At 67.3% G+C, this 10,618-nt stretch carries 12 protein-coding genes; 9 read left to right on the top strand and 3 right to left on the bottom strand.

Going from position 1 to position 10,618, the window contains the following annotated elements:
- Positions 1-646 (top strand): hypothetical protein (locus tag ACZ4Z2_RS15070; RefSeq protein ID WP_468075952.1); only part of this gene is annotated, 646 nt, incomplete at its 5' end.
- A gap of 196 nt (positions 647-842) precedes the next feature.
- Here the strand turns inward: ACZ4Z2_RS15070 and ACZ4Z2_RS15065 are convergent.
- Both ACZ4Z2_RS15065 and ACZ4Z2_RS15060 read right to left on the bottom strand, forming a co-directional pair.
- Complete coding sequence (locus tag ACZ4Z2_RS15065) at positions 843-1,304, bottom strand: hypothetical protein (protein ID WP_468075950.1); 462 nt, start codon at positions 1,302-1,304, stop codon at positions 843-845.
- Positions 1,305-1,325: 21 nt separating this feature from the next.
- A complete protein-coding gene (locus ACZ4Z2_RS15060; protein ID WP_362656835.1) occupies positions 1,326-1,607 on the bottom strand; it encodes a hypothetical protein in 282 nt (93 codons plus the stop codon).
- Between the two features lie 295 nt (positions 1,608-1,902).
- On the opposite strand from ACZ4Z2_RS15060, the gene ACZ4Z2_RS15055 reads away from it, so the two are divergent.
- The 5 genes from ACZ4Z2_RS15055 to ACZ4Z2_RS15035 all read left to right on the top strand — a co-directional run bounded on the left by ACZ4Z2_RS15055 (position 1,903) and on the right by ACZ4Z2_RS15035 (position 6,458).
- Positions 1,903-2,970 carry a tyrosine-type recombinase/integrase gene (locus ACZ4Z2_RS15055; protein ID WP_468075948.1) on the top strand — a complete coding sequence of 356 codons (1,068 nt, stop codon included), beginning with the start codon at positions 1,903-1,905 and terminating at the stop codon, positions 2,968-2,970.
- Between the two features lie 546 nt (positions 2,971-3,516).
- The gene (locus ACZ4Z2_RS15050; RefSeq protein WP_468075946.1) at positions 3,517-3,873 is read left to right on the top strand and encodes a hypothetical protein; all 357 of its coding nucleotides are present in this window, start codon (positions 3,517-3,519) and stop codon (positions 3,871-3,873) included.
- Entirely contained in the window at positions 3,870-4,754 is an 885-nt protein-coding gene (locus tag ACZ4Z2_RS15045; protein WP_468075944.1) for a helix-turn-helix domain-containing protein, read from the top strand. The genes ACZ4Z2_RS15050 and ACZ4Z2_RS15045 overlap by 4 nt, the downstream gene beginning before the upstream one ends.
- Positions 4,755-5,014: 260 nt before the next feature.
- Positions 5,015-5,233: a hypothetical protein gene (locus ACZ4Z2_RS15040; RefSeq protein WP_468075942.1), complete on the top strand. Its 219-nt coding sequence runs from the start codon at positions 5,015-5,017 to the stop codon at positions 5,231-5,233.
- A 61-nt stretch (positions 5,234-5,294) separates the two neighbouring features.
- The gene (locus ACZ4Z2_RS15035) at positions 5,295-6,458 is read left to right on the top strand and encodes a helix-turn-helix domain-containing protein (protein WP_468075940.1); all 1,164 of its coding nucleotides are present in this window, start codon (positions 5,295-5,297) and stop codon (positions 6,456-6,458) included.
- Positions 6,459-6,600: 142 nt separating this feature from the next.
- Here the strand turns inward: ACZ4Z2_RS15035 and ACZ4Z2_RS15030 are convergent, their stop codons facing one another.
- Positions 6,601-7,824, bottom strand: a complete 1,224-nt coding sequence (locus ACZ4Z2_RS15030) for a restriction endonuclease (RefSeq protein WP_468075938.1) — start codon at positions 7,822-7,824, stop codon at positions 6,601-6,603.
- A gap of 315 nt (positions 7,825-8,139) precedes the next feature.
- Here ACZ4Z2_RS15030 and ACZ4Z2_RS15025 point away from each other — a divergent pair, with 315 nt between their 5' ends.
- From ACZ4Z2_RS15025 to ACZ4Z2_RS15015, 3 genes are all read left to right on the top strand, one after another.
- The gene (locus ACZ4Z2_RS15025; RefSeq protein ID WP_468075936.1) at positions 8,140-8,373 is read left to right on the top strand and encodes a hypothetical protein; all 234 of its coding nucleotides are present in this window, start codon (positions 8,140-8,142) and stop codon (positions 8,371-8,373) included.
- Positions 8,374-8,491: 118 nt separating this feature from the next.
- Positions 8,492-9,769 (top strand): hypothetical protein, encoded by a 1,278-nt coding sequence (locus tag ACZ4Z2_RS15020; protein WP_468075934.1) that lies wholly within the window; start codon positions 8,492-8,494, stop codon positions 9,767-9,769.
- Positions 9,770-9,839: 70 nt separating this feature from the next.
- Entirely contained in the window at positions 9,840-10,514 is a 675-nt protein-coding gene (locus ACZ4Z2_RS15015) for a hypothetical protein (RefSeq protein WP_468075932.1), read from the top strand.
- Positions 10,515-10,618: the final 104 nt, after the last annotated feature.

Here is a 10,618-nt window from a genome sequence, read left to right as displayed (position 1 = left end):
ACAGTGCGGTCACGAGGGTGGTCAAGTTCGTCGTCACAAACGGATCTTGAGCACCCTCGCCCTATGCCTGCAGGCATTTGGAAAGACTCGTCTAGACCAGGCGCACTGGGCCGAGGGATGGCTCCACCAGCTCACCGGGCGCGTGGCCCGCAGGGTGGACAAGGACACCCTGGACAACATGGCCTGGCTCCTGGGCGAGATCCTCGCCGACTGGTCACAGCGGGCTGCCGAGGCCGTCGCCGCCGACCGCGCGAAAGGGCACGGGCCGCCCGCCACCGCTGAAGTCACCAGGGCCTTGACCCGGGTCGTGCTCTCCTTCAAGGACGAGTTGGTGCGTGACACTCCGCTGGCCCCCTTCGCTCGCGCCTACAAGGAACTGCGGCTGCCCGTGGTCCCAGACGGCAAGGGCCGCTACGGACGGGCGGTTGTGGTGGTCTGGGTGCCCGGCGGGCCGAACTTCGTGATCGAGATCGACTCCGCGCCGAACCCGGCCTCCGTCGAGAAGCTCGTCTTCCCCCGCGACACCGGCGCCTTCCCGCTGTGGGTCCGCTTCGGCAAGGGCGACATCGAGAAGATCGACGGCGTGATGGTCCTCGACATCCGCGACACCGTTCGGGGTGTGAGCGAGGCCGAAATCGCCAGGTGAGCGTGTCGCTAGAGTCGACGACGCGGGGCCGAAGCCACCTCTTATGGCTTCGGCCCCGCGTCGTCGACATACCCCTCAGCGTTCTCCGTACCGCCTTCCGGCCAGCGGCTGCCCGCGCGGTAGTGGAACCGCGAACAAGCTGCGGGTTCCCATCGCGTGAGTCGGGCGACGGCTCAGCCTGAATGATTGGGGGCGGTCAGTCGCGGAGCCCGCGGCATGCGCCAACCGAGCAGGGGCGCAGTCCTCTCGCCTTCGCCTCTCCTTCCAGCAACTTCTTGAACGTGTTCGGCCTCCTGCCCCGGCCGCTCACCCGCCCGCATTCCGGGCCCACGTGGTAGGCCCGCAGCGGTTCGCCGACGGATGTCCTGACCCAGACCTCACGGTCGTCCCACCTGGAGAGAAGGTCACACTCACGCTGTTCCAGAGCCTGCCGCTGGCGCGGCAACGGGTCGAGCGCCTCCTTGAGCTTGTCCTCCGCCCACTTATGCCAGCGGATCGGGTAGGTCTCGTCCTCTTTTTCGTCACTCCATTGCCGGTACCGGGTGGCATCGGCAAGGAGACTCTCTACAGCATCCGCGCGCTGCTGCTCGTAGGTGCTCCGCTGCTGGAGCAGTTCCTGAAGGCGCTGGTTGCGAACGGTATTAGACACGTCAGTCACCAAAGTTCCCCCCTCTCGCTGTCAGCCGCAGACGATCTCGCGGATCTGCCGGAGCTGTTCCTGGGCCTGGGAGCTGCTCAGGGAGCGCAGAGTGTCGTCTCCCCGGTCGCTGGGCTCCAGGACGGACTTCACCACGTCGGCGACCGGGCTGCCGAGCAGATAGAGCCGGACCGGCTCCTCCTGGTAGGCCGGCAGCTCGCTGGGGATGTGGCCGAGCCCGTGGGAGGCCAGCTCGCGGCTGATCGCGTCGCGCACATGCACGCCGAGGCGTCCGGCGCCATGGATGGTTTTCAGCTGCCACATCTGAGAGCGGAAAAGTCCGTCGTTCTCAATTACGGCCTGCCGCAATTCCTCGTAACTGTCCATAAGTTTGGAGCTCCCAAGATTAATCCAGAAAGACTACTAATCATTGAGGGTAGAAGATGGCAACCAGTCACCGCAAGGTCCAGGGGGAGTGAAGACGGCTCTGCCGCAGTAAATGCCGGATTTACTGCGGCAGGGCCCCTACGGTGATCACCGCGACCTGCGGCGGGCTGCTTCGGCCGCCCGGGCGAGATGTACGCATTTACTGCGGCAGGACTGGAAGGGTGGGACGGACGTGACGATCGAACCGGTGACCGAGTCCGGGACCGGGGGCGCGCTCTGGCTGCCGCGCGCCTGGGTGGTGCCCCTGTCCGCCCCGCCCTCGTCGTACACCGCGGCGGTCGAGCGGTACCTCACCGGCGCGGGCATCGCGAAGTCCTCCGCACGGATCTACCGGATCTCGCTCACGACATGGGGGTGGATGCTCGCCGGCGAACCCGCGCCGACCGGACCCGCCCGCCGGGGCGCGAAGCCGCCCGTCTTCCCCGTCGCCATGATCGACGACCCGACGCTGCCGGAGGTCCTGGCTGAACTGGCGGCGGCGCGGGCGGACGCGATGGACGCCGACACCGTCAACCGGGAACTGTCCATCGCACGCAAGGCGATCGGCTGGTGGCAGCGCCAGGGCTGGATCGACGGGGACCCGACGATCGGCATCGAGCGGCGGCCGACACCGCCGGACCGCACCAAGTCCCTGGCCGAGAACCAGATCGCCGCCCTGTGGCGCCTGGACGTCGGGCTCAGAGAGAAGACGTTCTGGAAGCTCCTCTACGAAAGTGCCGCACGGGCAGATGAGGTGCTGTGCCTGAACGTGGAAGACCTGTACCCGCAGGACAAGCGCGGCAGGATCACCGCCAAGGGCGGCGCGACCGAGTGGATTCACTGGCAGTCCGGCACCGCCCAGCTCCTGCCCCGCCTCATCGCCCGCCGCACCCGCGGCCCGTTGTTCCTCACCGACCGCAAGGCCCCGGCCGGAACGCCGACCCTCGACGTGTGCCCCGAGACCGGCCGGGCCCGGCTCTCCTACCGCCGGGCAGAAGAGATCTTCGAGGAGAACACCCGGCTGCTGGCCAACCCTCTCGCCTCACCCGAGGACATCGAGGACCTGGACGGCTTCACGCTGCACCGCCTACGCCACAGCGCCCTGACACACGACGCGGAGGGCGGCACCTCCACCCCCATGCTGCTGGCCCGCTCCCGGCACGCCTCCGTCCGCTCACTGGAGCGATACGCCCGTCCCGGCGTCGACGCGGTCGCCCGCCACGTCGCCGAACGCGACCCGGCAGCGCGTCGCCGAAGGTGAACCTCGTAAACCCGCTGGCAGGTTACGCGCTGCTCGTGCATGAACTGGGACGACGGGTTCACTGAGATGCGGAACAAGCCGGTGACCGCAGAGTGTGCGGCACCGGCTTGTCCCGCAGGCCGTGCGCCAACACGGTGCCTGCATGGTGCGTCCCAGTCCTGTGGTTGGAGCCAGCAGCCAGGGTGACGCTGAGGGACACCGTGGAGGTGTCTCATCGCATTCCTGCCCAGGATTGCCGCCCGCGCGGGTGAGTAGCAAGGCAGACAGGGGTAGCCGCACCAAGTTGGTTGAGGTGTGGCGGAATCAGCTCCTCGATCGGGGACGGCTACCAGGTGGGCGGCGTGATCGTCTCTCGTGGCGTGACCGGCCGAGGTGACCGACAGCCGCCGGTTCAGAGCAAGTTGTCAACCTGGAACCTTGGAAGCCTATGGCGGAATCGGCGCCAGCGGTGTCCGCCGACTGGGGCGATGGGCCAGATGGCTGACAAGATGGCGACAGCTTCCGGACACACCAGGGCGACGCCAAGCGCCTGTTGCTCGGAACTGGTTGGAGCCAGAACACCGGCTGGTCGGCACCTTGTTGGCCGACCGCGCATTCATCGAGGTGACCATGAGTCAGCATCGCAAGACGGCCTTGGCGTGCCCGCGCGGCACGCAGCCACCCCACAGGGCAGCGTCGCCTTCGTCCGTTCCGAAGGCGTCCGGCCGGGGGCCCGTGGCCATCGTCACGGTGGTCTTCGCCGCAGCCGTACTTCTGCGCCTGGTCGGCACGCCTGTGGACGAGGAGCTCGTCCTGCTGGCCGTCACGGGGCTGACCGCCTCATTCGTGGTGGCGGTGGACAACAGAAGGGTTTCCGCACGCGCCTTGGCCAAGAAGGTCAGCAAGCTGGTCGAGGACGAGTGAGCACGACCGTGGGGCGGAGAGAGAACCCGGTCGTGCGGGACATTGCGGAGGTCGGCACGCTGGCCGACTTCCAGCGAGAATGGAGGCTCAAGTCGGGGCTGTCGTACGACCAACTCGCCAAGGCCACCGGTGAGTCGGCAACCACGCTGCGCAGGGCCGCCTCGGGCGCGTGCGTACCTCCCCGGAAAGTGCTGCTCGCCGCGATCACCGTGTGCGGCGGGCCGACCGAGCACGCCATCTACTTGTGGAAACAGGCCCGGTACCACCATCGCTTAGTGGATAAGCCGCGCAAACCAGGGCCGCCGGCCGATCTGGTGCACGACAAATTCGGTATGAGAGCCGCGCTGGTCGAGCTGTACGAGAAGGCCGGCGCGCCCACCCTGGCGGAGATGCATGAGCGTGCGGGGGGACGTCATGGCAAGCTCCCCCCCTCCACGGCGCACCGCATCGCCAACGGGGAGGCCGTGCCGGCCACCCTGGCCCAGTTCGAGGCGTACCTCGACGCGGTTGAGGTACGGAAGCCTGCTCAACGGGGCCTCTGGGTGCAGGCATGGCACCGGGTACAAAACAACGGTCCGGCTTCGCTGCCGAGCCCGCGTTCCTGGTCGCCCAACTGGATCTTCACCGCTAGTCAGATACCGAACTTCCTGATCAGGCTGTATGAGTCGGTCGGCTCCCCGGCTTCGTTGGAGATGAAGATGCGCACGGGGAGCAGGCTGGACCCCAGAACAGCCCGGCGTATTCTGGCCGGCCATATGCCACCCGATATCGGCGCGTTTACGGCTTTCCTGGACGCATGCGGGGTGAAGCCCAAGGCGCGCACCCCGTGGCTGGATGCCTGGCGTCGGACCCGCGCAGAGCGAATGACGCGAGCCAGCTGAGCCTGCCGCTGGGGACGAGGGGCGCCTCCCGTAGCCCCTGCCGGCCCAACCGAACATCACGGTGAGCTACAGGCACGTGGGATGCCGCTCGGTAGTGGCATCCAACTGCACCTCAAGATCATCCCGTGGCCCCTTTTGGCGGCCTCAGACGCTGGGCGTGTCGCCGTTACAGCTAGTTTCGTCATAGTGCGGACACTGCGCACTAAGTGACGCTATGTTGCACAGGAGCAGGCACCATCAGCGACGAAAGGTCCACTGCCATGTCTCGCCTCAACCTCACCCACCTGGGCCTCACTGCCGCCCAGAACATCCAAACCGCCGACAAAGTCCGTCGTGACCCGGCTGTCGTCAAGGCGGCCAAGCAGTTCGCGGAAGACGGAGCCCAGGCCTTCCGCTCCGGTGGCGCGCTAGTACGTGAGATTCAGTCCTCCTGGCGTCGTCACAGCCCGCTGACCGACGGGACCCGAACAGGTGAATGATTTCAGCGCAGAAGCAATGGGCCTTGTGATCCGAGAACACCGGCAGGCCCAGAGACCCCCGATGACCCAGGAAGAGTTGGCTGAGCAGGCTGAATACGGGAAGGGTGGCGCGGTCTCGATCTCCCGGATCGAGCGCGGGCTCGTAAGCCCTGGGGAGCACCGTCTGGCCGCCATCGCCCTCGCCCTCCAACTGACACCTGCACAACTCAAGCAGGGGGCAGAGGACCTAACCAGGTCTCTCGCTCGTCAGCGGGGCCAGCGGCCGGTGAAGTTGCGCGACCAGGTCGCGGAGACGAAAAGACGTCACGCCGAGATCGTCGAGAAGGTAGCCCAGCGGTCGAAGATCACCCAAGAACTTGGGGAAGCCTTCAACCATGTCCACGATGTTGCCCGCGACAAGTTTTTCCTGAGGTTCGTGGGGCTGGCCGAGAGCATCAGCGGGGCGCCCGAGCCAGAGAGGCCAAGTGAGGAAGAGATCGAGAGCGCGGGCGAGCTCCCTACTGCGATACGAATCGATGCCATGTCCGTCGGAATCGCCAACGCGATCCGCGATGCCGCCGCTGGAGCCGCTGTAGGTGCGGTCGGGGCAGCAGCCGGCGGCGCCGCGGCCTACGGTGCGTTCACTGCAGCCGCGCTGTTCGGGACCGCCTCCACTGGAACAGCTATTTCGACGCTGTCCGGGGTTGCCGCGACGAACGCAACTCTGGCCTTCCTGGGAGGAGGCACGCTGGCTGCAGGCGGTGCGGGTATGGCGGGTGGAACTCTCCTGCTCACAGGCATGGTTGCTGCCCCGGCGGCAGCGCTGGCGGCCGCCGGCTTCTACGTCTTGAGGCAGCGCCGGAACAAGAAGGAGGAGGAGCGTCTCCGAACCCAGGTCGAGGCTGCAGGGGCGGCTCTGGATCAGTCGCAGCAAGGCTTCGACGCGATGATCGACGTACTACATCGCGCCACGGACATCATGGAGTACGTCAGCGTCCACGGCACCCACGCCCTCGAGAAGTGGAAGGTAAGCCTGCCGCCGGAGCCCCGGGATTGGGAATTGCTCGGCCAGGAGGGACAGGAACGGTACAAGGAGTTCCTTACCGTGGCGGGCTGCCTCCTCGCCGTGAGCAGCATCAACGTCAGTGCTCTCCTCACGGCAAAGCCCGACGCTTTGCGCGAGATGAACAAGGCCATCGACGAGACGTTGCGGTACACGGACAAGACCATCAAGTCGATCGTCTGAGTACCAAAGTCGTTGTCACGCGCAGACCTGGTAGGGCTTGGGTCAGTAATGGACAAGCAGTCTGGCGGCTGGATCAAGCCTGCGTCCCGGAGCGGCCACTGGATAAGCATCTGGCCGAGGCGCCGCGCCTCGCGAGGTTCCGTCAGGTCCGCATCCGCAGTTTGAGGGCAGCTTCGCGGACCTTCTCGTCGGCCATGGCTATAAGCCGTTTCCGAGTGCCGTGGGTCTGGAAGTCTGCCTGCGACTTGACCAGGAGGGAGTCCGCCCTCTGTGCCAGCTTGTGTGCTGCTTTCAGTGCCTTGATGCGGTCCTTGGTCTGCCGGTTGGACGGCAGCGCATCAAGCTCATTCGTGTACGAGCGGACGCGGGTGATCAGCCGAAGCACAGTCTGCCGCTGGGCTTCCAGCTCGGCGGCGCGCTGGCTCGCGCGTGAGTTAGGCACCTGGCGGCGCCCCGAAGCTGCCTGGTTCCGACTGGAGATCGTCTGGCTCCACCCGGCAGCCGGAGCCCGGCCAGAAGACAGGTGAGCGGCTGCTGTGTTCAACGGAGTGATGTGGCCGAGTTCCGTGATGGAGAAGAGCGCGACCCTTCTCTCGTCGGCAAATTGCTGAGCGCTTTTCGTATAGCCGCCGGACGCGTAGAACAGCAAGTGCTGGTGGGAGTCCGCCACGCCCCGCAGTTCTCGGACGAAGCCGACACCGGTCGGCTGACTGTAGTGCTTCACCTGGGCTATGGCGCCGCTGGCGATCACGTCAATGCCCCCGTCCGCACCAGCACCCGTCACCCGCGCATCAGTGAAGCCGAGACTGCGCATGTGGTCTACGGCGGCATGCTCGGCGTCCTGCCATGTCCGGATGGTTCTTGCGCGGAACACCCTCTCCTGCGAGCCAGCGCTTGCACTCGCATTCGGAGGCATGAATGCCTGACTGGCCGCCGCCCCTCGTGCTCCGGGTGTCCCAGAGGCATCACGGTCCTCCTGCGCGACATGCAGAGGAGCAGTATGGGTGTTGACATCGCCTCGCTGGCCGGCGTTGACCAAAGCACGGGCCACGGCCCCGGATAGAAGCTTGAGCTCTACCGCCCCTCCGGGGCTGGCAAGCACGATTGTTCCATGAACCGGGAATGACTCCTTCAGGACAGTAAGGGGGCGGCGTAGTTCCATGTACGTCACCTTGAAAGTGCCTCGCCATAGGAGAAGACGCTGGCCAGTTAGTGCGCCCTGAAACCGAAGAGCGGTAAACAGAAGGCCAACCTGCTCATCGGGCGCCAACTGCATCAACAATTGGTCAGCCTGCGGCGAGCCGGCCACCCAGCCGCTGCCGCGGACAGCAGCGGAGGTGCGCGGATCATGGCGGATACTTGACACCACGCTATCTTGCATCAACTCTCCGCGCGGGACGTAGGTCCCGAGCTCGGATGGTGTCCCGCCGAGTGGTAGCAGCGATCATCTCTGCTGCCCCGTCTGCGCCACGGTGCTCGTCGGCAACCTGCCCGTGAGCGGCAAGATCGGCCCGTTACACCGCTGTGCGGGGCATGACCCCGACTCGGGTTAGCCGATTGCTTGTTACTGTCCCACGTTCCTAGCGTCGTTACTCGGCGAGCCCCTGTCTTTGCCGAAACTTCGGATCGGCCACACCGCGTCCAGCGGCTCACCTGCCACTGCGCGACCCCAACACCACCGATGTGGATCGACGACGACTGGCTCAAGCTGACGCGTGAGGTCCTCGTCGTCACCTTCCACGAGCCGGACGCTGACCCGGCCGCCTGCCGGTGGACCGCCCTTCGCAACCAAGCGCACGGACTCGACGTCGTCGCCACCTTCATCCGCCATGACGGCTGCTGGGCCCGGCTGCACAACAACGCCTACCTCGCCCGTTCCGTCTGCACGAACTTCGCTCAGGACGAGCCGGGGTGACCTCAGCCGTCTACCACCCATCTCCGGCCAGGCCAAATCGCGGATTCGACGGATCCTCTCTCCCCGACGGCCCGACCACCCGGGCTCCCCTTCACCACTCCCCTTCGAGGTAGACGCCGTGATCGCCCACCTGCAGCGTGCCAGCCATACCGCCGGCCTCCTTGAGTACCTGTACGGGCCAGGCGAGCGCGGCAACCACACCAACCCCCGCCTGATCGCGGGGGACGGCCACGGTGCCCCGATCGAGAGGCTCACCCAGACCGACGCACCGGCGTACCTGGCCCACGCCCTCGACGCACCCGTCGAGCGCCTCGGGACCCGAGCTCCCGAGCGGCCGGTGTGGGTCTGCTCGGTCCGCTCCGATCCCCGGCACCCCGACCCGACCGACGCGCAGTGGGCCGAGGTGGCCCGCCGGATCGTGGCGGCCACCGGCATCGCCCCGGGGGGCGATCCGGACGCCTGCCGGTGGATCGCCGTGCGCAACCAGCCCCGGCAAGTGCACGTCGTGGCAACCCTCGCCCGCGAGGACGGCAGCCTCCACAACACCTACCGCGACGCCTTCCGTCTCCAGACCGAGTGCCACCACATCGCTACCGAACTCGGCCACCTGCCCCCGGCCCCGCGCCCGACACCCCGCGCCCAGGAGGCCCACGTGCCTGCCCCCTACATCACCATCAGCGCAGAGCCCAGCGGCAGCGTCTCGGCGAAGGGCGCCAGCGACGACCTGTCCACCACGCTCCTCAAGCACGCCGGTTTCCAGCAGATCGAGGACTGGTACGGCCGCCGCCACCGCTTGGCGACCACCACCCCGCAGGCTGAGCGCGTCGCCATCGCGTCCCACGCAGCCGAGATGCTCCGCGCCGCCCGGTACAGCGTCGATCTGGACCCCGACCTCGACACGAGCCGGTTGACCAGCCCGGCCAACCCTCTCGGGCTCTACACCGCCGGAGCCGAAGTCCTCCGGCTGACCGACCAGATCAGGGCCGCCGAGAACGGTGCAGGCCTTGCCCAAGCGGTAGATCACCTCCTTCATCCCGAGCACGGCGTCCTGGAACGCCTCCGGGAAGTTTTGGAGACGGCAGGCGAACAGATCACCGACCTCGACGACGAGGCGTACGCGCTCGCCGACCGGTTCGGCTACGCCGCGGAGTTCGTCAGCGCGGCGCAATCAGAACTCGTCGGAGCGGCACGCGAACTGCACCGTGTCAACGACTCGCGCCAGGACCACACCGGGGCACAGACGGAGTCCCCAGCCCCGCCCGACGCACGAAACGCGGCTCTCGCCACGTCACCCGCGGCGGACAGGGCCAAGGCGTCTTCGGCGCTCGGAACTCCGTCTCCGGAGGTCGGTACAGCCGTAGGTGCGCCGCAGGTCACAAGCCCTCGGATCCGTTAGACCGGCCAAGGCCCGAGGGATCTGTCCAGCCCACCCGGCACCGACCCAACACCCCGCCCAAGGAGGAACAGTGCCCGAGTTCTACCCGAGCATCGGCGAGGCCGTAGGCGCCGCGATGCAGCACAACATCCGGCTTGCCTACGGCGGCAAGGCGCCCGGCTCCGACGCGCCCCTGCAGGCCCGACACCTGCCCCACCCGTCGGCCGACCCGTACTTCGTCCCGGGGGTGATCGCCCAGCTCACGGAGACAGCGACTCCCCATGAGGTCGCCGGAATCATCGAGGAGGTCAACGGAACGCTCGGGGCCCTCCCCCAACTGACCGAACTCGTGGCCGCAGCGGCCGACTGGACCCGAGCCCGGCTGACCTTCGAGAACCCGCACCACAACCCGACCTTCGAGACGTGGACACGGCTGGCCGGCGCCACCCGCATGCTGCGGGACGTCCAGGAGGAACTGGTGGTCGCCGAGGACATGATCGGCGCGTGCCCTGTGCAACTCAGCGACCCCAAGTACCGCGACGAGGTGCCCGCCCTGCGGACCAGGGAGCCGCTCAGCGATGTCCTCGGCGACGACGCGGTCGCGGACAACGAGCCGCCCGCCACCCAGAACCCGGAAGCGGACCGATGCCAAGCCACCCGCGCCTCCTCCCCACACGCCGGCACCCAGCGGACCGCGCCCTCCGCCGACGCGACATCCGAACCACCCACCAGCGCCTCACCGCCCCGGTCGCCACGCACCCGATGACCTCGGCCTGACTTCGACCGCCGCCCCCTTCCCGGAGCAGGAGCTGCCCCGATGACCACCAGAAGAGCGCCGCGCGCCCCGCCTCGCCTTGTCCGCCCTCCCTC

Source organism: Streptomyces sp. NPDC030183 (genome assembly GCF_055573455.1).
Note: the sequence above shows the minus strand (reverse complement) of the source record. Positions and strands in the feature narration are given on the sequence as shown.

Excerpts from the sequence above, each read along its gene's own strand:
- ACZ4Z2_RS15035 (WP_468075940.1), top strand. The coding sequence starts at position 5,295 with ATGACCCAGGAAGAGTTGGCTGAGCAGGCTGAATACGGGAAGGGTGGC.
- ACZ4Z2_RS15025 (WP_468075936.1), top strand. The coding sequence starts at position 8,140 with ATGTGGATCGACGACGACTGGCTCAAGCTGACGCGTGAGGTCCTCGTC.
- ACZ4Z2_RS15040 (WP_468075942.1), top strand. The coding sequence starts at position 5,015 with ATGTCTCGCCTCAACCTCACCCACCTGGGCCTCACTGCCGCCCAGAAC.
- ACZ4Z2_RS15060 (WP_362656835.1), bottom strand. The coding sequence starts at position 1,607 with ATGTGGCAGCTGAAAACCATCCATGGCGCCGGACGCCTCGGCGTGCAT.